At 43.3% G+C, this 26,038-nt stretch carries 24 protein-coding genes; 12 read left to right on the top strand and 12 right to left on the bottom strand.

Annotation, left to right across the window (positions count from 1 at the left end; all coding sequences use genetic code 11):
• Positions 1-109 precede the first annotated feature (109 nt).
• The 3 genes from GQS54_RS08645 to GQS54_RS08630 form a co-directional block, all read right to left on the bottom strand.
• Complete coding sequence (locus tag GQS54_RS08645; RefSeq protein ID WP_166423592.1) at positions 110-2,887, bottom strand: two-component regulator propeller domain-containing protein; 2,778 nt, start codon at positions 2,885-2,887, stop codon at positions 110-112.
• A 45-nt stretch (positions 2,888-2,932) separates the two neighbouring features.
• Positions 2,933-3,436, bottom strand: coding sequence for a two-component regulator propeller domain-containing protein (locus GQS54_RS08640; protein WP_166423591.1), 504 nt, complete (start codon positions 3,434-3,436; stop codon positions 2,933-2,935).
• Positions 3,437-4,121: 685 nt separating this feature from the next.
• A complete protein-coding gene (locus GQS54_RS08630; protein WP_166423590.1) occupies positions 4,122-4,271 on the bottom strand; it encodes a hypothetical protein in 150 nt (49 codons plus the stop codon).
• 977 nt (positions 4,272-5,248) lie between these two features.
• Between GQS54_RS08630 and GQS54_RS08625 the strand changes: the two genes are divergently transcribed.
• A complete protein-coding gene (locus tag GQS54_RS08625) occupies positions 5,249-6,118 on the top strand; it encodes a DMT family transporter (RefSeq protein ID WP_166423589.1) in 870 nt (289 codons plus the stop codon).
• Positions 6,119-6,124: 6 nt separating this feature from the next.
• Here the strand turns inward: GQS54_RS08625 and GQS54_RS23415 are convergent, their stop codons facing one another.
• Positions 6,125-6,250: a hypothetical protein gene (locus tag GQS54_RS23415; protein WP_277344128.1), complete on the bottom strand. Its 126-nt coding sequence runs from the start codon at positions 6,248-6,250 to the stop codon at positions 6,125-6,127.
• A gap of 96 nt (positions 6,251-6,346) precedes the next feature.
• Between GQS54_RS23415 and GQS54_RS08620 the strand changes: the two genes are divergently transcribed.
• Positions 6,347-7,720, top strand: coding sequence for a hypothetical protein (locus tag GQS54_RS08620; protein ID WP_166423588.1), 1,374 nt, complete (start codon positions 6,347-6,349; stop codon positions 7,718-7,720).
• Positions 7,721-7,981: 261 nt separating this feature from the next.
• Here GQS54_RS08620 and gloA read toward each other — a convergent pair whose 3' ends face one another.
• Both gloA and GQS54_RS23245 read right to left on the bottom strand, forming a co-directional pair.
• Positions 7,982-8,524, bottom strand: a complete 543-nt coding sequence (gene gloA, locus GQS54_RS08615; RefSeq protein WP_166423587.1) for a lactoylglutathione lyase — start codon at positions 8,522-8,524, stop codon at positions 7,982-7,984.
• A gap of 259 nt (positions 8,525-8,783) precedes the next feature.
• Positions 8,784-9,101: a GNAT family N-acetyltransferase gene (locus GQS54_RS23245; RefSeq protein ID WP_240919876.1), complete on the bottom strand. Its 318-nt coding sequence runs from the start codon at positions 9,099-9,101 to the stop codon at positions 8,784-8,786.
• 323 nt (positions 9,102-9,424) lie between these two features.
• Here GQS54_RS23245 and GQS54_RS08605 point away from each other — a divergent pair, with 323 nt between their 5' ends.
• From GQS54_RS08605 to GQS54_RS08595, 3 genes are all read left to right on the top strand, one after another.
• Positions 9,425-10,450: a zinc-binding alcohol dehydrogenase family protein gene (locus GQS54_RS08605; protein ID WP_166423586.1), complete on the top strand. Its 1,026-nt coding sequence runs from the start codon at positions 9,425-9,427 to the stop codon at positions 10,448-10,450.
• A gap of 218 nt (positions 10,451-10,668) precedes the next feature.
• Positions 10,669-11,301 (top strand): TetR/AcrR family transcriptional regulator, encoded by a 633-nt coding sequence (locus tag GQS54_RS08600; protein ID WP_166423585.1) that lies wholly within the window; start codon positions 10,669-10,671, stop codon positions 11,299-11,301.
• A gap of 56 nt (positions 11,302-11,357) precedes the next feature.
• Entirely contained in the window at positions 11,358-12,374 is a 1,017-nt protein-coding gene (locus GQS54_RS08595) for an MDR family oxidoreductase (protein ID WP_205967685.1), read from the top strand.
• Between the two features lie 154 nt (positions 12,375-12,528).
• On the opposite strand, the gene GQS54_RS08590 is transcribed toward GQS54_RS08595, so the two are convergent.
• From GQS54_RS08590 to GQS54_RS23040, 4 genes are all read right to left on the bottom strand, one after another.
• Positions 12,529-12,726 carry a hypothetical protein gene (locus tag GQS54_RS08590; RefSeq protein WP_166423584.1) on the bottom strand — a complete coding sequence of 66 codons (198 nt, stop codon included), beginning with the start codon at positions 12,724-12,726 and terminating at the stop codon, positions 12,529-12,531.
• Between the two features lie 21 nt (positions 12,727-12,747).
• Positions 12,748-13,509, bottom strand: a complete 762-nt coding sequence (locus tag GQS54_RS08585; protein ID WP_240919875.1) for an SMP-30/gluconolactonase/LRE family protein — start codon at positions 13,507-13,509, stop codon at positions 12,748-12,750.
• A gap of 160 nt (positions 13,510-13,669) precedes the next feature.
• The gene (locus GQS54_RS08580) at positions 13,670-16,009 is read right to left on the bottom strand and encodes a beta-galactosidase (RefSeq protein ID WP_205967684.1); all 2,340 of its coding nucleotides are present in this window, start codon (positions 16,007-16,009) and stop codon (positions 13,670-13,672) included.
• A 58-nt stretch (positions 16,010-16,067) separates the two neighbouring features.
• Complete coding sequence (locus GQS54_RS23040; protein ID WP_205967683.1) at positions 16,068-16,214, bottom strand: hypothetical protein; 147 nt, start codon at positions 16,212-16,214, stop codon at positions 16,068-16,070.
• 222 nt (positions 16,215-16,436) lie between these two features.
• On the opposite strand from GQS54_RS23040, the gene xthA reads away from it, so the two are divergent.
• Positions 16,437-17,246, top strand: a complete 810-nt coding sequence (xthA, locus tag GQS54_RS08575; protein ID WP_166423583.1) for an exodeoxyribonuclease III — start codon at positions 16,437-16,439, stop codon at positions 17,244-17,246.
• 14 nt (positions 17,247-17,260) lie between these two features.
• Entirely contained in the window at positions 17,261-17,917 is a 657-nt protein-coding gene (locus tag GQS54_RS08570; RefSeq protein ID WP_166423582.1) for an energy-coupling factor ABC transporter permease, read from the top strand.
• A 137-nt stretch (positions 17,918-18,054) separates the two neighbouring features.
• Here GQS54_RS08570 and GQS54_RS08565 read toward each other — a convergent pair whose 3' ends face one another.
• Positions 18,055-18,729: a type 1 glutamine amidotransferase domain-containing protein gene (locus tag GQS54_RS08565; RefSeq protein WP_166423581.1), complete on the bottom strand. Its 675-nt coding sequence runs from the start codon at positions 18,727-18,729 to the stop codon at positions 18,055-18,057.
• Positions 18,730-18,879: 150 nt separating this feature from the next.
• Here GQS54_RS08565 and GQS54_RS08560 point away from each other — a divergent pair, with 150 nt between their 5' ends.
• Complete coding sequence (locus tag GQS54_RS08560; RefSeq protein WP_166423580.1) at positions 18,880-19,764, top strand: LysR family transcriptional regulator; 885 nt, start codon at positions 18,880-18,882, stop codon at positions 19,762-19,764.
• A 64-nt stretch (positions 19,765-19,828) separates the two neighbouring features.
• On the opposite strand, the gene GQS54_RS08555 is transcribed toward GQS54_RS08560, so the two are convergent.
• Complete coding sequence (locus tag GQS54_RS08555; RefSeq protein ID WP_166423579.1) at positions 19,829-20,329, bottom strand: lactoylglutathione lyase family protein; 501 nt, start codon at positions 20,327-20,329, stop codon at positions 19,829-19,831.
• A 156-nt stretch (positions 20,330-20,485) separates the two neighbouring features.
• On the opposite strand from GQS54_RS08555, the gene GQS54_RS08550 reads away from it, so the two are divergent.
• The 4 genes from GQS54_RS08550 (at position 20,486) to GQS54_RS08535 (ending at position 25,241) form a co-directional block, all read left to right on the top strand.
• Positions 20,486-21,379 carry a LysR family transcriptional regulator gene (locus GQS54_RS08550; RefSeq protein WP_166423578.1) on the top strand — a complete coding sequence of 298 codons (894 nt, stop codon included), beginning with the start codon at positions 20,486-20,488 and terminating at the stop codon, positions 21,377-21,379.
• 564 nt (positions 21,380-21,943) lie between these two features.
• Complete coding sequence (gene poxB, locus GQS54_RS08545) at positions 21,944-23,668, top strand: ubiquinone-dependent pyruvate dehydrogenase (protein ID WP_166423577.1); 1,725 nt, start codon at positions 21,944-21,946, stop codon at positions 23,666-23,668.
• Between the two features lie 49 nt (positions 23,669-23,717).
• Entirely contained in the window at positions 23,718-23,972 is a 255-nt protein-coding gene (locus GQS54_RS08540; protein ID WP_166423576.1) for a hypothetical protein, read from the top strand.
• A 132-nt stretch (positions 23,973-24,104) separates the two neighbouring features.
• Positions 24,105-25,241: an endo-1,4-beta-xylanase gene (locus GQS54_RS08535; protein WP_240919874.1), complete on the top strand. Its 1,137-nt coding sequence runs from the start codon at positions 24,105-24,107 to the stop codon at positions 25,239-25,241.
• Positions 25,242-26,038: the final 797 nt, after the last annotated feature.

Raw genomic sequence — 26,038 nt, 5'->3', positions numbered from 1 at the left:
ACTGCTGCTATTTAGCCCTGCTAATTTATGATATTTTTAGCAGCTGTATTGACTATCAAACTTAGCGTTAAGCTCCGGGTATCTGTAGGCATTTAAATCCGTTCACACGCTATGTTGAAGACCAATTGATGGGCTTATTCTTAGTAACAGAACTCAACACTTCTAGTTTGCCTGATTGAGCCAGTTCCTGTGTTTGTTGGCAAATCGTTTCAACAGCATTGTCGTCAAAATCGTCGCTTGTGCTATTTACGCCGACCCATGCATTTCTACCGGTGTTTTTAGCAGCATACATACAATAATCAGCAATGTTGATCACCTGCACCCATGACAATAACTCTGGTTTTTGCGTAATAAACGGATAACAAGCAAAGCCTATCGAACAGGTTTTTTGCAGCGTTTGTCCGCCACTGATATCAAAATGATAGTTTTCAACTGTCAACCTCAATCGTTCTGCCAATTTGGCTGCTTTGTTTCGTTCAGTGAAGCGGACGATAACTAAAAACTCTTCACCTCCCCAACGAACCAAATAGTCGGTTTCTCTAAAGACCTGTTCAAGAATTGCTTTTATTTGAATAAGCACACTATCGCCAGAAGCATGGCCATACATATCATTCACTTTTTTGAAATGGTCGAGGTCAATAAGAAAAAAAATCATGTCGGCACCCAAAACGGACTTTTGAGTATTACTGGTGTTGAAGTCTCGATATTTACGAAGGCTAAGATCGACGTCGTCTTTCAGGTGAGCTAACAAAAACCGCCTGTTCTTCAATCCTGTTAATTGATCTGTGGTCGTTAATTCTTCTAACTTCTGATTAGCTTTTTGTAGCTCAGAGGTACGTTGTGCAACCTTAACTTCTAGGTCCTCACTTATTTTACGTTCAAACGCCACTTTATTTAACTGTACCCTTACAAAAAACCACAACAATCCACAAAACAGCAAGCAATAAAGGGTATAAGCCCACCATGTTTTCCAAAGCGGGGGCAATACGACTATTTTGAGCGAAGTACCTTCTTCATTCCAATATCCATCGTTATTGCTTGCGATTACTTTTAGCAAGTACGTTCCGTCAGACAAATTAGTATAGGTCGCTCGGCGGTTTTTATAATCGGTCGTTATCCAGTCGTTATCAAAGCCTTCAAGTTTGTAGGCATACTGGTTCTTTTGCGTATTAGTAAAGCTTAATGCGGAAAATTCAAAGGCAATAATATTGTCATTGTGACTGAGGGTAATATTGTCAGTTAAATGTATTGCTTGGGGTAATGTGAAATTGTGATTGTGATTGTGAGGATCTACAAGCCCTTGCTCTTGGCTTATTGGTACCCTTTTATTAAGTAAAAACATACTAGAAATAACAACCGAAGGCTTAATAAGGTTATCCTCGATCCTTTCTGGGAAAAATCGATTAAAGCCTTTTATTCCGCCAAAGAATAACTCACCAGTTATACTTTTAAACGACACCGCTGAGGTAAATTCATTACTTTGTAAACCGTCTCGTACATTGTAATTTTTAAAAGTACCATTCTTGACATTATATTTAGAAAGTCCGTTGTTTGTTCCTAACCAAATTTCTCCCGAATTATCTTCCTCAATAGAGTAGATAACGTTATTTGGTAGGCCATCCTTTTCAGTGTAAAGAATAAATTCATTGGTTTTATGATCATAACGATTGAGCCCTAAACTGGTACCAATCCAGATAGCCCCATGTCTATCTTCTTTTATGGCGTGAACAAAGCTAGCACTAGAACTTTCGGCGCTATTTTCATCTTTAAGAAAATAAGTGATATCTCCCGTGTCTGGATCAAAATAGCCTAGACCCGTTTCGAAACCTAACCACAGCTTACCTTGGCTATCCGGGGTAATAACATTAATCGCCCCTTCAACAAAACTCCCTTTTTGACTAAATTTTTCGTTGTAGCGAGTAAATTGTTTAGTATTTACATCAAATAAATATAACCCACCTATAAATGTACCGATCCAAAGGTTCCCTCCCTTATCTTGCGCAATAGCACTAACACCACCCGACGTTGTTGCATTATTGCTAGGGGCGTAAATGTATTTTGTGAGTTTTCGGGTTTTAAGGTCTATATGATACAAACCATCTGAATTTGCTCCAATCCAAAGATTGTTATGTGTATCAGCTTTGAGGGAATAAATACTGTACGTATCTTTGTCAGCTGGATCGGCTGTATCGAGGGAATATTGACTAAATTCTTGGGTCTTAGCGTTGAAATAGTTTAAACCGCTTGAATCGGTTCCCACCCAAAGATTACCGCTACTATCTTCAGCAAACGCGTAAACATCATCTGAATGCAAACTATGCAAATCATCAACATCTGATTGGTAATGGTTAAATGCCAAGGTTTTTGGATTAAAGAAGTTAACTCCGCCATCGTGAGTACCAATCCAAACATTTCCTTGATTATCATTTTCGATAGTATAAATAGTATCGTCACTCACACTATTAATGTTTGCCGTTTGGTAGCGATAGTGAAAAAAACGTCCTGATTTTAGGTTAAAGCGATTAAGGCCGTTTAATTCAGTTCCAATCCATATATCGCCTTGGCCATCTACTTCAAGAGCGTTGATATGATTGCCACTAATGCTAACTAGCGCTTCGTCACTTTGACGGAATCGAGTGAATTTACGAGTGTTCGCTTCAAGTCGGTTAAGCCCACCACCTCGCGTACCCACCCAAAGATTTCCCTCTGCGTCGTCAGTTATTGCGGTGACTATATTATGACTCAAACTCGTTGGGTCATTGGCCTCAAATACATACTTTTTAAACGACTGCGTGTCTGGGTCAAACCGGTTAAGTCCATTTTCTGTGCCAACCCAAAGACTGTCGTTAGCGTCTTCATGAAGGGTGAACACTTTATTATTAGCCAAACTTTCAGGCTCATTGTCATCATGTGTAAAGCGGGTGAAAGATGTTTATTCAAAATCTAAGCGATTAAGCCCACCTTCACGAGTGCCTGCCCATACATACCCTAAACGGTCTACTGCAATGGAAGTCACATAATTATCACTTAAGCTAGTCATATCATGGCTATCGAACAAGTATCTTTTAAATGTTTCAGTCTTCGGATCGAAGCGATTTAGCCCACTCTTCGTGCCTACCCAAAGATACCCTTTAGTGTCTGTTGCAATAGCCGTTATGCTGTCATTTGAAATGGAGTTTTTATTATCCCTAGAATATTTATGCACGATAAAATTATACCCGTCATAACGTGCTAATCCATCGTCGGTACCGACCCAAAGAAAGCCTGTTGAATCAGTAGCTATCGCAAAAACGCTAGTTTGAGGTAAACCATCTTCGAGCGATAATCGCTCAAAACCCAATGTTGGCTCAGCAGCAAAAACAGAGGAGTGAAAGAGCAGAATAAAAATAAATAAGACAAAGTTAAGTACTGTAGTTCTAATTATCTTGCTCCTCATTTAATGGTATTAGTAGCTTAAGTCATATTTTATATCTGGGTTAAATATCGACTCACATGCCTCAGTATAATAGATTAATTTTTGAGTTGGCGGTTAACATTTGTGTGACCCTTTTGATTATTTATTGCACTTTCACTTATCATGACACCCTACAAAATTATCAATACCCGAATGATATTCAAAGAAGTGGAACAACGTTTAGCCAGCGGCCAGTCACCTGAAGTCGAAGGCCCTTTTATATACTTTCCCAATGGAAAACCCGTTATAGACAAAGTATGAAGCTTAAAATTAGCCGGTATAAAATTGGCTGAGACAACCCAATCAAATTTATTAGCCGGCATCAACGAGACAATGTTCCTGACATTGAAGGCTTTTGAAAGCAGCTTAAGCATCTGCTTAGTTTTTCGCTCGTTATAATGGATGTCCTGTTAATTCTAACCTCTGACAACGGAACTATCATTTGCAGATCTAGTGGTGGCACACAAGTTTCGCACCTCCTAAAACCGGAGCTTCCAAAAGGCACATACACTTTTACGCTCCAAGCCAGAAACGGTGCAGGACTAAACAAAGCTGAGTTAAAAGCCTCTTGTGACGATTAGGTTCCCCAGCCAGTAATTATCATAGCGGTCCTGTTAACTGGAATTATTTACCCAAGCCAGTTTGCTGGCTGAGCAAAATTGGCTTGTTATATTTCATCGCTAACGCTTTGCTCAGCATATTTACCAGACAAGAACTGCCCCTGAATTTTATTGGAATACCAGTAATAAAATGGAAAACCAAGTACACCTGTGAACATCGCTCCAATAGCAGAAGCCAAGGGTGTCAATAAAAACATCAAAAGACCTTGTACCCACTCCCCTGAGTGAAAAAAGGCATGAATGTAAAGACGCTTAAAAATATCCCACTTCCAAAGCCAAGAGTTGCCGATATTTTAACGATAGACATAAAATCAAACTGAGTTCTAAAAGTCCGTTTCAAAGAGTTCTCCTTATAAATTTAACAATGTTATTATCTTCAAAGTTTCCCTAATTAATACGCGAACGCAATCGCGGAAACATCCACTTTTCCCCATGTATTTTCTAGCATAGACAACAACTTGTTGTACAGGTTAAATGTTTTCCGGTTTTATATTCAGAGCTTGTATAAACAGGCAATAATCACAAGAGCATTATATTTACCGCAACTAGAGAAGGAAAAGTATATAAAAACACCCATTCAGTTGTTTTCATCTCAGTGAGCGAAGCGAATGCTTTTACAATAAAGTCGCAGCTATTGATTTTTACGCGACTCAAACTTTCCCGCTATAAGTAAAGACTTGTCAGATGGCCAGACAGGACGTCTGGACAAGGCGTGTTGCTTTACAGGCGATCTGCATGGATGCAGAAAGGTAGAGCAATGCAGGGAGCAATTGCCGAGATGCTTCCTCACGCCGTTCTGACATTCAAGACGTCACTTTTAGCGATTAAGAAAGTTTGTTGGAGTCCGGCCATTTTTGTTTACTTTTTGCGGCTGTTGGTAAAAAGTAAATCGAGCTCGCGCGGCGACTGCCTCAGGACGAGGGTTTGAAAAAGCGTCATGGATGACGTGGGCGAAGCCCATAGGTGCACGAAGTGCGTAAAGTGTGCGCAGCACATAAATAAGCACCGCACATGCTTAGCACACGCAGTGTGTAAACAGCGAAGCTGTGCTCAGTGCACGAAGTGCATAAACAAGCGCAGCGCATACTCAAAACCCATAACACGAAGTGTGAAATCCCATTTCCTCAGGTAGAATACCGCCACTTAGGTGATTCATTTTCTGGACAATTTTTGAATGCAAATCAATCGTGTACTGCTAACGGCCATCGCCAGTGTGTTGCTGGCTATGGTGACCATTCAATCTGGAGCCTCTTTAGCCAAACAACTTTTTCCTTTAGTTGGCCCAGAGGGCACCACTGCACTGCGTTTAGGTTTTGCCGCGGCGGTACTTTGGGTAGTGTTTCGCCCATGGCGCGCGCTGCCTCAAGGGCGAGATTGGCGTAGCATTATTGTTTATGGCTTGTGCTTAGGCGGGATGAATATTCTGTTTTACATGGCCATTGAACGCATACCACTGGGCATAGCCGTTGCCCTTGAATTTACCGGCCCACTGGCCGTGGCGCTATTTTCGTCCAAGCGCAAAAGCGACCTATTATGGGTGGCCTGTGCCATAGCGGGTATTGTTCTGTTGCTGCCTGATTTATCTAGCACACAAGGGCTTGACCTTATTGGTGCATTATTGGCGCTTGGGGCGGGTGCATGCTGGGCAGGCTATATATTATTTGGTACCCGCACCGGTAAGCAGGCGTCCGGCGGCATTACGGTGGCGCTGGGCATGACAGTGGCCGCTATCGTACTGGTACCCATTGGCGCAGTAAGCCAAGGCCTAGCGTTGATCAGCTGGGAAGTATTGCCCCTTGGGTTATTAGTTGGGGTGCTATCAAGTGCTCTGCCCTACTCTTTGGAAATGGTCGCCCTTAGGAATATGCCGACGCAGGCGTTTAGTGTTTTGATGAGTTTGGAGCCAGCGATTGCGGCTTTAGCGGGTTTTATTATTTTAAATGAGTATTTGAGTCTGTTGCAGTGGGCGGCGATTGGTTTGGTGATTGTTGCGTCGATAGGCAGCAGTTTTACCCCTAAAAAAGCCGTCGGCATGAGCGTGTAATCACTGTTAGTTACCCTTTTTTTTGGTCAGGCTGTCGATGCTGTTACGCTCAAGAAGTTTGTCGTTTACGGGCGTAGCAAAATGCTGATATTGACCGTGATGCTCTTTATCTAACGCCAGTGATATATTCATAAACTGCTCAGCGATACTTGGGTCATAGGGCAAAAGTAGGGCATAATTATTTTATTCATCAATAACACGGTAACCGACAAGGAGGTAACCCGATAAGTGAAAAAAATTAAACTCACCCAAGATGAAAACCTCTCGATAAGAGTCAGTTACCCGCTGTTACCCAGTGACCAGCAAAGGCTGGATCTGTATTTTTCATTGCCTGATGAAATGGGCATTAGCGCAAAAACCTTAACGGAAGAGCAATATTTTCACCATAGCATTCAAAACCACAGCGCCTATTATTCAGACCAACTGCATATACCTTTGGTCCGTAGTCGTTTCATTAGCCAAAAAAAAGGCGAGCAAAGCGATTACCGTTTAAATCTTAATTTATATTCCTATCAAATTCGCACCGCCCTAGACACAGATATTAAGCAAACCTTAAAGCTTAAAGAGAGCAAAGACTTCTACCCTCACGCAATAGAGTTGGCAGAGCAGATTTCTGGCTTGCTCACAAAACTAAGAAGATACACGCCATCAGATCAAAAGCTTAGAGCGTATTTTGAAAATGCCGATAATTATCTTAGCTGGCAGGTTGAACAGTCGTTTTTAAAGTTGTTGTCAAGAGCGCCCAAAAGCACTGAATACACCAGTGAAAGAAACTTTTTGTTCGCCTTGTGCCGCCGAGAAAACGAATACCGAGACGAGAACCATTACAACTCACAGGTAACCTTGTCTGACCCAAATCGCATCACTAATAAAATGCGCCTGCTGCAACGTTTGATTGAATATGGAGTGGTCTTTCAAAAGACAACCAAGAACCTTAATAGCTACTTAAACCGTATTGTAAAAGGCACAGTGACCGCTATTATAATGGCATTTGTGATGGTATTAGTGCTAAACGCGCGAACTAATTTTACCGAAGTCACTATTGCATTGGTCGGCATGCTAGGGGTGATTTACGGGTTAAGGGAAATATTTAAAGAAGATATTACGCGCATTATTTGGCGGCGAATTCAAAAAGGCCTGCCGAAATGGAAGATCATTTACAGCCACAGTGTGAATAAAAGTAAGGTGGCCAGCCAGACTATTTGGCTTGAATATATTCGCAATAAAGACTTGCCGCCGAAAGTCGATACGTTATTTCAAACCCGCCGACAACAAAACAAGCAGGCTGCGCAGTTACTGCATTTTCGCAGTGAAACGAAGGTAAATGCTAAGAGCTTTTTACCAGGTTACGATAAAATACAACAGCAGATTTATTTTAATTTAACCCCGTTTGTTCGTTTTTTGAAAAAAGGCGAAGGTCGGCTATATGCACTGGAAAATATCAAAATTTCTAAGCAGGCCGTTGAGCGACGCTATCAAATTAACGTGGTGTTAATGCACACCGATAAGCAAAAGCAACAGCAGATCCAGCGTTTCAAAATTACCCTTAATCGTTCGACAATCATTAATATTGAGGCGATTGACGTGCTTAACGCTGATTGAGTACTCAGCAAAATGGCATTTTTTTTTCAAAGTCTAATTTACATCGCTAAACGCTGAGAGTGAGATGTTGTTTCGTAACAGCAAAACGGTTACATGTTAGAAATAGGCAAGCAGCAACAAAAGATAAAGCCACAAGGGGCGCGACCACGTGCGCTCCTCAGGCATTGCACAGTTTTGAAGTTGTAAATGGCAGCGAATGACAAAAAATCGCTATTGTACACTTGGAACAACAGCGAGTTGCTGCAGATCTCGAGGCAGCGACTAGGCGTGCTCGGCGCAAATGTCTCCTGACTTGCTGGCATCAAATATTTCAATCCAGTAGTCATCAGGATCTCTGATAAACGCTATCCCTTTCATTGCGCCATCCTCTGGGCGCTTTTGAAACGGCACATTTAAGGTATCAAAACGTTGGCATGCCAATGCTAAGTCCGGCACATGAAAACCAATATGCCCAAACCCTCTGGGGTCACTATTGCCATTGTGATATTGCTTATTCTCAGCCGTATCGCCCCAATTATGGGTTAGCTCAAGCATGGCTGGGCGACCAAACGTCTGAACGGTACGGGTATTGCTGTCTTGGCTGATGTCAGAAAAGTCATCCCCTGCGCTTAAAAAATACAAACTGAATTCCATTTCAGGGAAATCTAGGCGCTTCAACAGCGTCATGCCCAGCACGCGAGTATAGAAATCTAACGAGCGTTTTGGATCAGCAATGCGCAGCATGGTTTGGTTAAACACTATGCCAAGGGTGGCAGGATCTCTTTGTTCACACAGACCGTCGGCCTTATCAAAATGACGACTCATAATAATGTTCCTTTTAGATTAATTCGTTTGTAGTTAGTGAATGGGGATAATTGCAGCCATTAACAATGGGCAGCACCAAAGGCTAGAGGTATATAAAGGCAAATTCATTCAAACATGGCTAAATAAAGCGACACATACCGCTGCCAAGGGTTGAATTCGGCCTGTTCACATAATGGTATCGCTGATAAAAAGATTCTTTGCCTTTCGCTGCTAGCAAACCAACCGTGGCGCCTTTGCACGCGGCTGTTTGCAAATATTGTTAGATACTAAGCATGACTTGATGGCCTAAGCCTTGCCCTTGGTAGCCGCTACTCACAATCACGTCTTGAATGTAAAAATACTGTGCACCGTCTCCCACCACTCGGCCCGTGGCGAGTAACTTTTGTGACTGGCGAATGCATACGCCGTAAAGCGTATTCCCTAGGCTTATTTCAGCCATGTTCACATCGGTTTCACCCCTGCCTACTTGACTACGCAAAGCACATAATTCTGCCGCCGCAGGGCATTGGTCAATCACGCGATAATGTTCTAATTTGGTGTTTACTAATTTATGACTCTCCACTTTGAAATTAGACACGTGATAACCTCTTAATTTAACACTTGCGAGGTTGAAACTTGCCATTAGTAACGACCAATCCAAGTTCGCCCGCTATTTAAAACATGCATGTTACCTAACACTGGGAATGGGAGAACGTTAACTATGACATTATCAATATTATTTTGAAAATGTTTCATCGCGCCCCTAGTGTTTCTTTATCACTGGTTGCCATAAAGTGTATTCATCGGACGGCGACATCCCCTACTAACGGTCACGCTGCCAAGTAGGATTGATGAAAATCAGCCCACATTATCAAAACTTTATTACTAATAGTTGCTAGAAACCTAGTCGGAGAACGAATTATGTCAGTACCAAATGAAATGAACGCCATCGGATTCACTCAATCATTACCTATTGAAAATGAAAATAGCTTGTTCGAATTTACTTTGCCAATCCCAGTTGCCGGTGAAAACGATATGCTAGTGCGCGTTATCGCTGCGTCCATCAACCCTGCGGATGCAAAAAACCGCGCTCGTTCGGCCGTTGAAACACCACACCCACAGCCTGTTGTATTGGGTTACGATGCAGTTGGTATTGTTGAATCACTAGGCAAAAATGTATCGGGTTTTGCCAAAGGTGACAAGGTTTATTACGCCGGGGATGTAACTCGCGCTGGTTCAAACGCTGAATATCAAGCAGTGGATTATAGAATTGTGGCTCATGCACCAACCTCCCTATCAGATGCCCAGTCGGCGGTTATGCCGTTGGTATCATTGACCGCATACGAAGCCCTTTTCGATCGCCTTCGGGTGTCTAAAACCGAAGCCAAAACCTTGCTTGTTATTGGTGGAGCCGGTGGCGTAGGCTCAATTGCGATTCAACTTGCTAAGCAACTGACTAACCTGACTGTTATTGCTACTGCTTCACGCCCAGAAACCGAAAAGTGGGTACGTAACATGGGGGCCGATCACGTGGTTAATCACAGAAATCTACTTGAGTCTGTGCGCGAAAATGGCTTTGAACACGTTGACTATATTTTCAATGTAGCGGATACGCTGGGTCATTGGGATGCCATGGTCGAGCTAATCGCGCCGCAAGGCATGATCAGCTCAATCGTCGAGCTTGATAGCAAAGTAGATATATCGCCATTAGCGCCAAAATCTGCAGGGTTTGTTTGGGAGCTAATGTTTACTCGCTCTATGTTCAACACCAGTGATATGATCCGCCAGCAAGACATTTTGGCCGAAGTAGCTCAACTGCTTGACGAAGGCCGTATAAAAAGCACCTTGACCCAAACCTTTACTGGCTTTAACGCTGATACGTTTAAACAAGCCCATCACGTTATTGAAAGTGGCAAATCTATTGGTAAAACAGCGGTGGTCTATTAATTAGTGGTTTAATTAGTGGTTTAATTAGTGGTTTAACTAGCGATTATATAACAGGCACAGTAAATCGTTTAACCCTAAACTAGCTCCAACTGAAAGCCCGCTACTCGCGGGCTTTTACATGTCTTTAAGTCACTATTTTCAACCCATTAAAAATAGTTATTGCATTTAAATAGACGATCGGTCTAATATAATAAAATGAACGTTCTAATTATGCTTTTATGAATATACCAACAGCAAAACCAAGACGTGGTCGCCCGCCAAAGGTTGCACGTGAAAATTCAGATACCAAAGCAGAATTGATCCGTGTTGGCTTAGAGCATCTGACAGAATTCGGTTTTGCGTCATCTGGTATCGACACCATTTTAAAGAAAGCCGGGGTGCCTAAAGGGTCTTTCTATTATTACTTCGCCAGTAAAGAAGCCTTCGGTGCAACCCTTATTGCCCAGTACGACAGCTACTTTTCTCGCAAATTAGATTTACATCTGCTCAATGAAGAACACTCACCGCTTTTGCGTCTTTCTCACTTTGTGGATGACGCCGCCATTGGCATGGCCCGTCACGAATTTAAACGTGGCTGTCTAATAGGTAACTTAGGCCAAGAGGTGGATGCCCTGCCTGTGAGCTTTAGAGCGCAAATTTCGGCTGTTTTTTCAAACTGGCAACACAAGGTTGAAAGATGTTTAGAGCAAGCAAAAGCGAATCAAGAGATAAGCCATACGGCAGATTGTAAAGCGCTGTCTGAGTATTTTTGGATAAGCTGGGAAGGCGCAGTGAGCCGTGCAAAGCTTGTACAACGTGAACAGCCACTTCGACTTTTTCTACACTATTTTTTACAGACTCTGCCCAAATAGCACTACGGGCTTTTATTTAACTTTTAATAGACGATCGGTCTAAATTGGAGAAATGAATGATGAATACCGCAACAAATATAGAAACCACATTCAAAGGCATTTTGATTAACAAAGACGAGCAAGGTTACCGAGCCGAGTTACAGGACATAAATGAAAATGTGCTACCCGAGGGTGATGTGACTATCAAGGTGCTATACAGCACATTGAATTACAAAGACGGTCTAGCTATTACCGGTAAAAGCCCCGTCGTGCGTCACTTTCCTTTGGTACCCGGCATCGACTTAGTGGGCGTGGTAGAGCACAGCGACAGCGCTGATTTCAATGTCGGTGATTTAGTCATTAACAATGGTTTTGGCGTGGGTGAGAAGCACAGCGGCGGCCTGGCGCAAAAAGCACGCATGAAAAGTGAGTGGTTGATCCCCCTACCCACTGCATTCACTCCCAAACAAGCCATGATCATTGGCACTGCGGGTTATACCGCGATGCTGTGCGTAATGGCGTTACAGAAAAACGGCGTGACCCCAAACAAGGGTGAAATACTAGTGACGGGCGCGAACGGCGGCGTGGGCAGTTTTGCAATTACCATACTATCGAAGCTGGGTTATACCGTTGTCGCCTCAACCGGCCGCCTTGATGAAAGCCCTTACCTGAAAGCATTGGGGGCCAGCGAAGTGATTCACCGAGACACCTTATCGAGCCCCGGCAAACCTTTAGCCAAAGAGCGTTGGGCAGGTGTAATTGACTCCGTGGGTAGCCACACCTTGGCTAACGCCTGCGCCAGCACAAAATACGGCGGTACTGTTGCCGCATGCGGCTTAGCCCAAGGGATGGATTTTCCCGCCAGTGTGGCGCCGTTTATTTTACGTGGCATAACATTAGCTGGCATCGACAGCGTGATGCGACCCATTGAAGACAGAAAAGAAGCATGGCAGCGCTTAAGCGATATTTTAGAGCCGAGTGTGTTTGATGATATCGCCCAGGAAATCAATCTAGAACAAGTAGTAGAAGCTGCAACTAAGTTACTCGATGGTGAAATTCGTGGCCGAGTGGTAGTGAACGTGCAAGGTGAATAGTGGATCCTAATCACTGATAACGCATAAAAAACGATGCAAAGTTGCATCGTTTTTCTATGTCAGATCAAACTAGATTAGGTCTTACGTTTACGATTGCGTAATCCTAGCCCTAGCCCAAGAGCCATAAACGCTACGTCCATTGGTGCAGGCACGTCTACAGGTTTACCCCACCGGCGGTCGCTGACCCAAACGTGATGTCATCGTAACCCGTTTGATTTACGGTTCCGCCAAAATCAACTGACATTACTGTGCCCGCAAAGGAAGCGCCAACGGCTGTCCAATTACAGAACGCACCACTTGGATCCCCCGAGCAATTATCCGTATGCTGAGCTGATAAATTCAAGGTTGCCAACAAATTTCCAGTCGCATCTAACTAAAAAAGTTTACGAGATTGAACTTGCCCATAGTTGTCCAGTGAATATCGATACCAAGCCGCGCGAGCAGGATTGGACGCGGCCACATAAAGGTTTTTCTCGTCTGGCGACAATGCAATACCGTTAGGATAGACAAGGCTTTTATCTAACAAGGTCAACTCACCTGTGGGGCTAAGGGCGTATACACCCTGAAAATCCAGTTCTTTAGCTGGATCGTCCAATTGCTTAGGTAAACCACATGGCGGATCGGTAAAATACAAGGTGCCTTTGCTCTGCCCTTTCATACTCATTACCCCATCATTCGGACTATTGAACTTTTTACCTTGGTACATATTGGCGAGCACAAGATAGTCGTTTGGGTTAAACGACCCAGCGTTTTTGACCAGGTCGACTGCAGCCCTTTTTATCGGCACTTCGGGCTGATTTACCGGCATATCTGTATGCGAATAAACAGACGAATCAGCGAGCAACATGCCCACTTGACGAGAACGCGATTGCAGTAAAATAAGTTGTTGCTGGCGATTAAACAGCAAACCATTTGAAAAGCCATTGTGGTGAATATACTCGCTCACACCTTGACCGACCTTATAACGATAAACTTTGTGCGCTGGGATATCCGAAAACAGTAGGGCGTCATCTTCACCAGACCAAACAGGGCCTTCCACCCATTCAAAGCCGCTAGCCACCGTATTTATAGTGGCGTTAACATCTAAGATGCTCAGCACCTTAGGATCGAATATATCAAAAACACCGATACGCATCGGTACATTTAACGTGCCCTACCTGGCTAACTGCAACGACGACTGGCCGCTACTTTCAACCTGGCGCTGATTTATATTGTCTGAAGATTCACTCGAGGCCTTGCAGGCACTTAGCAAGAGCATGATGGCAACACTAAACGCACCCGCCCTTGTTTGGCGCTTACTTAGGTTGTGCATCGCCAAAACGCCTCGTGTAAATACTCTCGTTTACTTTTTTAGCCGCATCCACTAATGGCTGGTAAGGCGTATCGGTGACACTGACAAACCCGACGTTGTAGTTCTCACCGTCATAAGCGCGGCCAGTCAGAGGAGAATCTATATACTGGAACCAATGCGCACCAACAAAATACGGATTATCGATGACACTATTCATGTACTGTTGATATTTTTTACCACGATCGGCCTGAGATGATGCATGGATAAGACCTGGGTTAAGTAACCCTGAATCTAATGCGCCATTGTGAAACTCACCGATGATGCTAGGTTTGTCAATTTCGGCTAGAAATCCCCAAACTTGCTCAGTTATAGCTTCTTTGTAGTAGTTGTAGCTGACAACATCGGCATATTTAGCTGCCGCTTTACGTATTTCATCTGTCATGCCCCAGTCAGCGAAACGAGCCCCCATATACATATGATTCGGCATCGTTTGATTAAGGGCATCTTTAACGACAGCGAAATACTGCTCAGCATAAAGACTAAGCATGGCAGACAAATCATCAAGCAGTGGATCATTAAAATTGGTTAAAGTAATTCCTGTGGCAACCTCATCCCATGAGCGGATATCGGTATTCCATGATACGTTTAAATCGTGAATATCTGGATATTTTGTTTTTAAGTAAGCGACAAACTGCGCTTTAGTTGGGCTGTCATTTGCGTCGACCGCAAGAGTGTGAATAGCGATTCCGTAATGGCCGGCAATCGATTGTTCATTACCCCAGCTTTTCTCGTTGTCAATAAAGATCCCTACACACCATGGGTTGTTGTTAACTTCAGTTGCAATTTGACTGGCAGTAACAAGGGCCCGCTCTTTAAAAACAGGATCGAATGGGTCAGGCAATGGGCTCCAGTAATCATTGCCGCTACTAACGGTTTTGTAATCACCGATTATCCAACCATTGGCAAAATAAGGAATACGATTAAGCTGATAGAAGCTAGGATCTATCCAATTACCGAATGAGGTGAACCCCCAATCTAACATGCGATCCACCGTGGTATCTCGCCACTTGGTCATGAATACCTCGGGGTCATCACTGGCGTATTTACGCGCTAAATTAGCGCTGTAAAAACTATAGGTTTCGCCTCTTTTCACTGGACCGGTGTGCACTTCTCGTCGATAACCAAAATGCTCGCCTAATGGCTCTTCATAAGTGGGCAACCACGTAAACATCTCGGCCCTTAACTCTGAGCTCACATGTCGGCTCGGCCAAGCTTCTTTTGGAGCGCGGTTTAATCCAATGGAATCTTCTGGGGTGAAATCCCCTGCTTTACGCTGCTTAATGAATTGGCTGTCAAAATCGTAACCGGTAATGGTTGAGGTATTAGACATACGGACGTTGGCGATACCATTTGAGAAAAACAAGTAACCTTGAGGGTCAACTAAGCTCCACTTGCCTTGGTATTTTTCGGTTCGAAAATAGCCCGTTGCCGCAAGCTTTGGCCCATAAGCCCAGCCATTAAATTTTGATCGTCCTTTTGGAACCTCATGGGTGAACGCACTTTGCTCTTTGACATTGAGTGCTTGTAGCTGTTCAACCGTATCGATTTTATTGGTGAACTTCAGCTTATCGTTCTGACCAAACTCGTCGACTAAACCCACAAGATAATTTTGGTCTAATTTCTGCGGTTTAATAAGTCGCAGATTATCCACAATCAAGTGTTTGTCTTCTGGCACGCCTCTGACATCAAATTCGATACTTTTGACTTGGCTCAAATCAATTTGCTTAGTGCCATGTCGCCAAATCATCGGGGTAAATTCGGTTTGCCAATTATTAGGGTTAGAGCGAATGCCCGTTTCAATAGACAGGTCAGGGTCGTTCAGCGCCATAAAATAGGTATCACTGGAGTTACCAGGTACGGCAAAGCTACGATTGTGGGATTGACCCGAGACGTCTGTAGCAGAAACATACAGATGCACGGAATTAGCATCGGGATTTTCGATGTCCAGCGCAAAGGCAAATTGTCCTTCTTGGCTCCAGTCCCAAGGTGTTTTAGGGGTAAAACTAAAACCTGCACTTTTATGATCTTTGGAATGCAAATCAATAGCCAGCCTTCTGTCTGCATCATCACCCATCAACCGACTATCAGCAGATAAAAGTGTTACCCCTGTTATTTTGCTACTCCCATTGAAATCCCAAGGTAATTCGTGCCCCTGCTTTGTGATATTCGCCTTTGTGCTGGCGGCCACTGAAGACTCATCGATTGACCTGTCGCTACAGGCCACAAGTAAGGCCAACGTTAGCGCCGAGAGCAAAAAGCCCATTGTTTGGGTAACTGGTTTCATGGGTTATCCTAGTTTCATTTATGTTTTAGACGATTGACGATAGCGTGCACTTTCGAAGTCAAAGCACTGCTTTGTCTTGGTTGTGAGCAGGCGATGCCGGTGCGCTACCGATATCTTGCCCTGCAAAGATCACAAATTCACGCATCAATATTGTTAATATACATTCTACAAACTCCGTCACATTGTCAACAATTAACCTTAACATAATCAACAAAAGTATACTTTAGAATTTTTATGAAACATTGAAAATGCAGTTTACATCGTCATTCTGGCAAAGTAATAAGCATGAGTTTCACGTTATTAAAGCGTGGTATTACTGCGCTTTGTAGTGCGGCATTGACCTTATAAAAAGATTAATTAATGGAATTGGCCTTGCCGAGTCTGGTAAGATAACGGCCGTTTTAGTGTTTATTATGATTGGCCTTCTATGAAAATAATTTCTTTTAACATCAATGGTATACGTGCTCGCCTTCACCAACTTCAGGCGTTAATAGACAAGCATCAACCAGATATCATCGGTCTACAAGAGATCAAAGTACATAACGATATGTTTCCGGTCGCAGATGTAGAAGCCATGGGCTATAAAGTTTACTTTCATGGTCAAAAGGCCCATTACGGTGTTGCAATGCTATGTAAAGAAGAGCCCACCGATGTGCAATATGGTTTTCCGACTGATGATGAAGACGCCCAGCGACGCATGATTATGGTGAGTTACCCGATGCCTAACGGTGAAACCGTACGGGTACTAAACGGCTATTTTCCCCAAGGCGAAAACCGTTCTCACGAAACGAAGTTCCCGGCCAAGCGCAAGTACTACGAAGATTTATCAACTTATTTGAATACTCACTTCACCCCGGATGACAATGTCATAGTGATGGGCGATGTGAATATTTCTCATACCGATCTAGATATAGGCATCGGTGAGCCAAATCGTAAACGTTGGCTACAAACCGGTAAGTGCAGTTTCTTGCCAGAAGAACGTGTTTGGCTAAATGACCTTATCGATTGGGGCTTTACCGACGGCTTTCGCAGCCTTAACCCAGAAACGAACGAACATTTTAGTTGGTTTGATTATCGCTCTAAAGGCTTTTTAGATAATCGCGGTTTGCGCATTGATTTAATTCTAGCGACTAAAAAACTGCATGCGTCACTAGTCGATGCGGGGATCGATTACGAATTACGTGGTATCGAAAAACCCTCTGACCATGCCCCTATTTGGGCGACCTACAAGCCCTAAACGAGGAAACAAGTTTGTTAGACTACACCACTAATATTCAGTATCTCGCATGGGTGGGATACTTAGCCTGTCTGGCTGCTGTTGTACGAAATTTATCGGTCGACACATTAGTCAAAGACAAAAAAATCCAACATTTGGTGTTTGGATGTTCTGCCAGTGTGTTCTTTTTATGGATTTTTCAAACCGGTATTTTCCCTGGTCTGCAAGTACACTTTTTGTGGTTGACCGCCTTAATGCTCATCCTCGGATTCCGCTGGGCAATGATCAGCGCCTGTTTAGCACTTGTAGGCGTGACACTGGTAGGCGAAGAAAGCTGGCGTATGCTGGGCGTAAACGGTTTACTGGGCGTATTGGCGCCATTAGGCTTAAGCTATTTGATATATAGTTTTGCCTTCCATAAATTATCTCGCCATGTGTTTATCTATATCTTCGTTTGTGCCTTTTTACCTGGCGCATTAATGATGGCTGTGAAAATGTATTTACTCGGAGGGTATTTTTATTTAGATGGGCAGTACGACTGGCTGACCATTGAAGACAATTATTTGGTCCTGATTTGGTTGCTCTTATTCCCTGAGGGGATGCTCAATGGCATGACTATGACCTTAATGGTTATTTATAAACCCGAATGGGTATACACCTTCTACGAGAAGTTTTACATTGATCAAAAGTAGGCTTTGTCGCTAGTTACCTTGCTTCACACAAAAAACCCGCTTATTGAAGCGGGTTTGTATCTTCTAGATAAAAACGCTGATGCAAATTGACAAACTCGCCAGTATTAATGCATGTGGGTTTTATCGCTAGTGTCAATTTACTGAGCTAGACGCTCAACCATTGCTTGACCCACTGCCCCAGCTGAAGCAGGATTTTGTCCGGTGATCACGCGGTCTTGTTTAACCACATATTCTCCCCAAGGCGCAATTTTAGAATATTGGCCTGCTCGTCTTGTGAGTGCTTCTTCTAACAAAAAAGGGATTTTGTTGATGGTGTCATATTCTACTTCTTCTTCACGGGTGAAGCCTGTCACCATAATGTCTTCAATCAGATATTTACCGTTAGATAATTTAATCGGTAGCAAACCTGCAGGACCGTGGCACACAGCCCCTATAACCGCGCCGTTTTCAAACAAGTTGGCCGTTAGCTTGGCAACATTTTCGTCCTCGGCAAGATCAGATAATAAGCCGAAACCGCCTGGGTAAAATACTGCGTCATAGTTGTCAGGGTTTACATCACTGGCTTTGCTGGTATTGGCTAACTTGGTCGCCAGATCTTGAGCTTCAAACACGTCGCTGTTTATCTGGTCGCCTTCCATTTCAACACCATAGACTGGTGCATTTCCGCCTTTAATAGAAACCAAGTCGTAGCGATAACCCGCAGCTAAAAATGCATGCAGAGCATGGGTCAATTCAGGAGAGAAGGTTCCATTTGCTTCATCGGTGGTTCCTAGCGTGCCATGGTTAGTCACAATAATAAGTACATTTTTCATTTATATCTCCTAATGTTGAATTGGATTTGTCTTTTACGATGCAGAGAGTCTAGCCCAAGGGCATATATTTGATAATCCCGATAAATTGCAAATGATTATTGCAAATATGCAATAATCATTATCTTAAAGAAAATCGTTAAGAACACTTATATGAGTATTACCTTCAATGGGATCATTGAGTTTGTTGCTGTGGCTGAAACGCAGGGCTTTTCAGCGGCGGCGCGTAAGCTGAACGTCAATGTGTCTCATATTAGCCGCAAGGTTGCCGCGTTAGAGAAAGAGCTTGGGGTGTCATTGTTAGCCCGTAGCACACGAAATGTGCGCTTAACAGATGCCGGTCAGGCTTATTTCAGTCGCTGCCAAGAATTGGTATACGGATTACAGGAGGCCAATGAAACCGTATTCGACAAGCAAGTAGAATTAAGCGGAGTTTTAAAAGTCTCTGCCGCCGGAGAATTTGCCGAGCAGCATATCGCCCCAATGCTAATGGAATTTGCTCAACTGCATCCAAAGCTTGCCATAGAGATGGACTTCAATTCGCAAATGGTGAACTTTATTGATGACGCGTTTGATTTCTCAATTCGATATGGCCCCATGAAAGATTCAAGCCTAATTGCGCGTAAGCTAACCAATCGCTCGTTAGTTGCTGCTGCCAGCAAAGCTTATCTGGATTTACATGGCGCACCGACTCACCCAAATGAACTAACCGAACATCACTGCTTAATGACCAACAATAGCACGTGGTATTTCAGCCATGATGACAAACGCCTTGAGGTAAAATTAGAGGCAAGGTGGCGTTCAAACAGTGGTAGAAGTGTCGTATCTGCATGTGAGCGCGGTTTGGGCATTGCTTATATGCCACGCTCAAGCTACGGCAATGCAATAAAAAATGGCAACCTAGTGCCCATTCTTGAACCTTACTGGAATCGTGATATCGCTACGTGGATTGTATACGCTAACCGCAATTTTTTACCCGCTAAGGCGCGCCTTGCAATTAACTTTTTATTGGAGAAGTTTGCTAACTGGCAGGAATAAACCCGCTCGATATTCATCAAGCAGGTTTTATTAACAGCGCTTATCGCTAAATTTTTAATATGAATTAATAAGCGCCAGCAGCGTACGTCAATTCATAACTATGACTGTAGATTTCAAGGATGTTACCAAACGGGTCTTCCATATAAATCATTCGGTATGGCTTTTCACCAGGATAGTAGTAGCGAGGTTTTTCCATACGCTTCTTGCCACCGGCCGCAACGATCGCTTCAGCAAGCTCTTCAAGATTAGGATCTTGTACACAGAAATGAAATACGCCCGTTTTCCAGTACTCAAAATTGTCTTCTGGGTCTTTCTGGTTGGCAAACTCAAATACCTCAACACCCACTCTGTCTCCTGTAGACATATGGGCAATTTTGAACTTCTTCCAGTTAGCGCCGAAAACGTCGGTACACATTTCACCGATTGGGCTATTGTCTTCCACAATCTCTGTTGGCTGCATAATCAAATACCATCCAAGGACTTGAGTGTAAAACTCAACGGCTTTTTCAACATCGGGAACAGAGATTCCGATATGGGAAAACGTACGTGGATATTGTGCTGTCATACTGTTACTCCTAAATAATAAGTCTACTGGCGTACTATCAATGGGATAAAGCATCCCCTAGCTAATTGATGATTTGTCCATCAAGTGACGCTACTGTATCCTTTGTGATAAAGTATGAAAAATTATGATTTAAAATTAATATAAGTACGTTTTGTTATGATAAATCCCATCTGGTTAAAAACGTTTTGTACCCTAGCGGACGTTGGCCACTTTACCCAAACAGCCCACGCACTGTTTATGACCCAATCTGGCGTTAGCCAACAAATCAAAAAGTTAGAACAGCAACTGGCTACCCCCTTACTCATCCGTGATGGTAAGTCGTTTACATTGACCGACGCGGGTATGAAACTTTATCGCGATGGACGAAAGTTATTGCAAGCTTCTGAATTGCTTGAGCAAAACATTAAGCAGGATGATCCATTTAGTGGGCAGGTACGTGTCGCCACGCCCGGTAGTGTAGGGCTAGCGTTATATCCATTTTTACTCGGCTTACAGCACCAACATCCGAAGCTAAGTGTGTTTCACTCATTCGCGCCGAACAAAAGTATCGAGCGAGATATCAGTCAAAGACAAGTTGATGTAGGCTTAATGACCCAGCCCAGTTCGACTGCTGAGGTACTCACTGATGCCATCGCCCAGGAGGCGCTTGTATTGGTAACAGACAATCGCATCCAGGATATTAACTGGCAAGTTTTGCAGCAATTAGGCTTTATTTCTCATCCAGACGGGCACCATCATTGCCAAGCGCTGTTGAGCAAAAACTTCACTCAATTCGAACACCCTACTCAGTTTCAAGAAAAAGGTTTTTCCAATCAAATAAGCCTGATATTAGAACCGGTCAGTCGAGGTTTTGGCTTCACTGTTTTACCTCTGCATGGAGCCAAGGCATTTCACGACCAAACCCGTATTCGCATTCACCCCTTAGGGCATCCGGTCAATGAAACCTTATACCTTTGTCGTCACGCGCAGGTCACGCAAAGCCAACGCCTACACTATGTCAGCCAGCAAATTAAAGCGGTGTTGCAATCAAAAAATAATTTACCACTTTAGCCCTTAAACACTGAATAACGTCATGGCCACTGAATCCCGTTGCGTTGAGCAGGTTAAAGCCTTCCGTTCCCCCAAAAGAGATAAATGGTGCTCACCCTAGACGCGCTCGTGAATAGTATACATTCACTCATAATCTTAAAGACCCATTCGTCGAACGGTAGAATACTCTTCCCGATGTACGACGCTATAGGGAAGCGTGTTCATACTGAGCTCATCCCATTTATTTAACGCAGAACGCCCCGACTGTTTATGACTTAGCGCAGCAAATGCTGTGCATCAAGATAAGCTTATTCCCTAATGTAATCCGATAATCGCCGGCCGCTAGCAACAATTAAACCAATAAACTGCGAATACACATGCACGTAGCCTTATTGATGTTGGCCTTTATCTCAGATAACACGAAAAATATTTTGCAATCGTATATTTTTTTACAAAAAATAGCGGCGACTAGCATTGTAAATAACACCTTCAAGAGCATGATCATTGACACTGAATTTTTAACGTTTGTTAAAACGTTTCGCCACGCATTTTTCAATAAGTTTCAATCATTAGGAGTGTCTTTTTATGAGTCAAAGTATCGCAAGTTTTATCACTCAAACCCTTGAGCAAGCTGGCGTAAAACGTATTTGGGGAGTCACTGGCGATTCACTTAATGGGATCAGTGATAGTCTGCGGAAAATGGGAACAATAGAATGGTTAGGTACACGCCATGAAGAATCCGCAGCCTTCGCGGCTGGGGCAGAAGCACACATCTCAGGAGAGCTCGCCGTATGTGCAGGTTCTTGTGGTCCGGGTAACCTTCATTTAATCAACGGCCTGTTCGATTGCCACCGCAATAAAGTGCCAGTATTGGCGATTGCAGCGCATATTCCGTCATCTGAAATTGGTAGCAATTATTTCCAAGAAACCCATCCACAAGAATTATTCAAAGAATGCAGTGTTTTTTGTGAATTAGTGTCTAGTCCTGAACAAATGCCATACTTGCTCGAAACTGCCATGCGCCAAGCCATATTGCACAATGACGTGAGTGTGCTTGTGCTTCCAGGCGATATCGCGCTAAAGGCGATGCCTGAAACGACTAAACAAAAATGGAATGTCCCAAAACCTGCAACGTATAACCCTGCTTTAGCTGATATCGAAGCCATGGCCACTCATTTAAACAACAGTCGAAAAGTAACTTTACTGTGTGGTGCTGGTTGTAAAGATGCCCACGATGAAATTATTGCTCTAGCGGCTAAGCTTCAGGCCCCCATTGTGCACGCTATGCGTGGTAAGGAGTTTCTAGAATACGACAACCCTTACGATGTGGGAATGACCGGATTTATCGGCTTTTCCTCTGGTTACCATGCTATGCAACAAGCCGATACTTTACTGATGATAGGCACCAGTTTCCCGTACCGAGCCTTTTATCCAGAAAATAGCATCATCTTGCAAATCGATAATCAGCCAGCATCGCTTGGACGACATGTGCAGATTGATTGTGGTGTATTAGGCGATACTAAAAATACCGTGACCACACTACTCGAACAAATTACAGGTGAGCGCTGTAGCGAGCATGTAAACCAGTGTGTGAAAAATTATCATCGATCCCGAAAAGAGTTAGATCTGCTGGCAACGGCTAAAACCTCGCAAAAGTTGATTCACCCGCAGTACCTAACACGTCTAATCGATGAACAGTCCGCGGAAAATACCATTTTCACCTGCGATGTTGGCACACCTACCGTTTGGGCTGCCCGCTATTTAACCATGAATGGTCGACGCCGTTTAATTGGATCTTTTAACCACGGCTCAATGGCGAATGCACTGTCACAAGCTATGGGGGCACAGTCTATCGACCGCAGTCGTCAGGTGATTGCCATGTGTGGTGATGGCGGATTCTCGATGTTGATGGGTGATCTACTGTCATTAAAGCAACTTAACCTGCCGATTAAAATCGTTGTATTTAACAACCGCTCTCTTAGCTTTGTCGCCATGGAAATGAAAGCTGCTGGCTTCCTATCAAGCGATACTGACTTAGACAATCCAAGTTTTGCCAAAATTGCGCAGGCCTGTGGTCTAAAAGGGATCCATGTAGACGAACCAGAAAAATTATCTGACGCTATAACAGAAATGATGACGCATTCAGGGCCGGTCGTCCTTGAAGTAGACACAGCAAAACAAGAGCTAGTAATGCCACCGCAAATAAAGCTTGAACAAGCTAAAGGTTTTAGTCTTTACATGATGAAAGCGCTTATAAATGGCAAAGGTAATGAAATTATCGAGCTAAGCAAAACCAACTGGTTACGCTAACAAACACACCTCGATAGGCTAGCTCACACGAGCCTCTGTTCAACAGAATGTGCAACGTCGCAAAAACTTCACGCCATTAGAGCACCTTGGTCCGGCTCCAGCAAAAGGCTTTTCTAATCTGATAAACCTTTTGCTGGGGCCAGTCAATCGTGGTTTGGGTTTCAACGTTTTGTCGTTGCGCGTAGCGCAGGCATTTCATAATCTAGCCAGTATTCGTATCTTCCCTTATGGCATCCGCTCATTGAAACCCTGTATCTATGTCGCCATGCACAAGTCTTTCTTGAAAAGCGAATGGCCTACGTAAGCGAAAAAATTAAAACCTTGTTGCATCTAAGCAGCAAATAACAGCCAGCGAATAGCAAAAAACATAATCGTCTTAACCCTCTCTAACATTCACTATAGAGGCATATTTAACACTTCATTAACGAGATAAATTATGTTGAAACCCGTTTATAGGCTGCCAAAAAGTGCTGCGATTGCTTTAGGATTTGTGTCGCTTATGGCTAGTTCAATTACCTTGGCATCGTCACTAAAAGAACACTTCGCTGAACAGTTCTTAGTGGGCAGTGCCATCAATAGCGCTCAAGCCCAGCAAAGTGAAGAAGATACTGACACGTTAATTCAACAACAATTTAATACCATCACCCCAGAAAACGAACTGAAGTGGGAACGTATTCATCCTGAACCCGACGCTTATAATTTCTCTCTTGCCGATGAATACGTTAGTTACGGGGCGACCCACCATATGTTTACCATAGGACATACGTTAGTTTGGCACAGCCAAACACCTGACTGGGTGTTTGAAGATGATGTTGGTCGGCCCTTGACCCGAGACGCTTTGTTGGCGCGAATGCAGCATCATATCAGCACCGTTGTCGGCAGGTATAAAGGGAAAATAAAAGGTTGGGATGTCGTTAACGAAGCACTAAACGAAGACGGTACATTACGAGACTCCAAGTGGCGACAAATCATTGGCGATGACTTTATTGAAAAAGCCTTTGTATATGCTCATGATGCTGACCCTGATGCCGAACTGTACTACAACGATTACAACTTATATAAACCTGAAAAAAGCGCAGGTGCGGCAAAATTAATTAAGTCTTTGCAAGACAAAGGCATTCAAATTCATGGTGTTGGCTTGCAAGGGCATTATTCACTTACTCACCCAGAATTGAATGAGTTAGATAATGCCCTTAATTTATTCGCAGGCTTAGGTATAAAGTCCATGATCACTGAATTAGATGTATCGGTATTACCTTTCCCTAATGAAGCAGAACAAGGTGCCGATATTAGCCAAGATTTAGCCTTACAAAAAACCTTCAACCCCTACCCTGATACCTTACCAAAGGCATTGCAAACCGCGTTAAGCGAGCGATATAAAAATATATTTGCGCTATTTTTAAAACATCAGTCAACCATCTCTCGCGTGACATTTTGGGGAGTAAATGATGCAAATAGCTGGCGCAACAACTGGCCAATGCGCGGACGTACCGACTACCCTCTTTTATTTGATCGAAACAATCAGCCAAAAGTGGCATATGATGGGCTGTTGAATCTGCCAGTGAAAAACTAGCTGGTTAATGGTTAGGCCGAGTTCGATAATAATTCAATCAGTCTAGTGTCGTTAGTATTAGAGTGAGTACTAACGGTCTGCTATGCCCTTTAACTATTGATTCGGGTAATTTATCGCTTTAACCGACGGCCAGACTAAGCGTACATCCCAAGCGTTGATAACGTTTAGTCATGATGAGTCCAACCGATTTAGCGGCTAAATTATTCAACGTCCTTGGTGTATTTGGGTGAATGTCGACGCTACCTTTGTGCGTTAAGCACCTAAATATGAATATAAATAAGAACATAAATATTATAGATAGTCAGTAGAAAACAGACGACTGCAATAAGTGCAGTCGCGACGAATAACGGCAGTATTACATCAAATGAATAATAGGCGAATGCAGCACAGATAAGGCCAATAAATAACTCGATAAAACTAGCCTCAATGCAGGTCTTAACATTTGTATTAACGGGTTGAGCGAAAAATTTGAATTTAACAGACAGGTTAACCTTCCTTATACACGCAACGCTTTATCCATACAAAAAGCCTCAACACATTTTGTTTTCGGCTTTAAATAGCTTTACCAACTTAACTAACATACAAAAAAACAACCAGTAATACGAGTATTAAAGCCAGCCAAAAAATAGCTCTCAACAGGAGCTTATCAATAATAAAATTTACCTGATATAGCGATAAATGAAAGTCATTGTTTGCCGTTTTATGAACTGGTTTAAAGCGTAACATCTCAAAGCTAATAGATTCCCATCGACGACTCTGCCCAATGTTATCCAATAGCCCGAGCTATTCACACTCTG

Source organism: Paraglaciecola sp. 20A4 (genome assembly GCF_011378905.1).
In the GTDB taxonomy this organism is placed as follows: domain Bacteria; phylum Pseudomonadota; class Gammaproteobacteria; order Enterobacterales; family Alteromonadaceae; genus Paraglaciecola.
This window is presented reverse-complemented; position numbering and strand designations above follow the sequence as displayed.

Excerpts from the sequence above, each read along its gene's own strand:
- GQS54_RS08625 (WP_166423589.1), top strand. The coding sequence starts at position 5,249 with ATGCAAATCAATCGTGTACTGCTAACGGCCATCGCCAGTGTGTTGCTG.
- GQS54_RS08535 (WP_240919874.1), top strand. The coding sequence starts at position 24,105 with ATGTTGAAACCCGTTTATAGGCTGCCAAAAAGTGCTGCGATTGCTTTA.
- poxB (WP_166423577.1), top strand. The coding sequence starts at position 21,944 with ATGAGTCAAAGTATCGCAAGTTTTATCACTCAAACCCTTGAGCAAGCT.
- xthA (WP_166423583.1), top strand. The coding sequence starts at position 16,437 with ATGAAAATAATTTCTTTTAACATCAATGGTATACGTGCTCGCCTTCAC.
- GQS54_RS08560 (WP_166423580.1), top strand. The coding sequence starts at position 18,880 with ATGAGTATTACCTTCAATGGGATCATTGAGTTTGTTGCTGTGGCTGAA.
- GQS54_RS08640 (WP_166423591.1), bottom strand. The coding sequence starts at position 3,436 with ATGAGGAGCAAGATAATTAGAACTACAGTACTTAACTTTGTCTTATTT.
- GQS54_RS08580 (WP_205967684.1), bottom strand. The coding sequence starts at position 16,009 with ATGAAACCAGTTACCCAAACAATGGGCTTTTTGCTCTCGGCGCTAACG.
- GQS54_RS08630 (WP_166423590.1), bottom strand. The coding sequence starts at position 4,271 with ATGTTTTTATTGACACCCTTGGCTTCTGCTATTGGAGCGATGTTCACA.
- gloA (WP_166423587.1), bottom strand. The coding sequence starts at position 8,524 with ATGAGTCGTCATTTTGATAAGGCCGACGGTCTGTGTGAACAAAGAGAT.
- GQS54_RS23415 (WP_277344128.1), bottom strand. The coding sequence starts at position 6,250 with ATGAATATATCACTGGCGTTAGATAAAGAGCATCACGGTCAATATCAG.
- GQS54_RS08600 (WP_166423585.1), top strand. The coding sequence starts at position 10,669 with ATGAATATACCAACAGCAAAACCAAGACGTGGTCGCCCGCCAAAGGTT.
- GQS54_RS08555 (WP_166423579.1), bottom strand. The coding sequence starts at position 20,329 with ATGACAGCACAATATCCACGTACGTTTTCCCATATCGGAATCTCTGTT.
- GQS54_RS08595 (WP_205967685.1), top strand. The coding sequence starts at position 11,358 with ATGATGAATACCGCAACAAATATAGAAACCACATTCAAAGGCATTTTG.
- GQS54_RS08565 (WP_166423581.1), bottom strand. The coding sequence starts at position 18,729 with ATGAAAAATGTACTTATTATTGTGACTAACCATGGCACGCTAGGAACC.
- GQS54_RS08585 (WP_240919875.1), bottom strand. The coding sequence starts at position 13,509 with ATGCGTATCGGTGTTTTTGATATATTCGATCCTAAGGTGCTGAGCATC.
- GQS54_RS08550 (WP_166423578.1), top strand. The coding sequence starts at position 20,486 with ATGATAAATCCCATCTGGTTAAAAACGTTTTGTACCCTAGCGGACGTT.
- GQS54_RS23040 (WP_205967683.1), bottom strand. The coding sequence starts at position 16,214 with ATGTTAAGGTTAATTGTTGACAATGTGACGGAGTTTGTAGAATGTATA.
- GQS54_RS08605 (WP_166423586.1), top strand. The coding sequence starts at position 9,425 with ATGTCAGTACCAAATGAAATGAACGCCATCGGATTCACTCAATCATTA.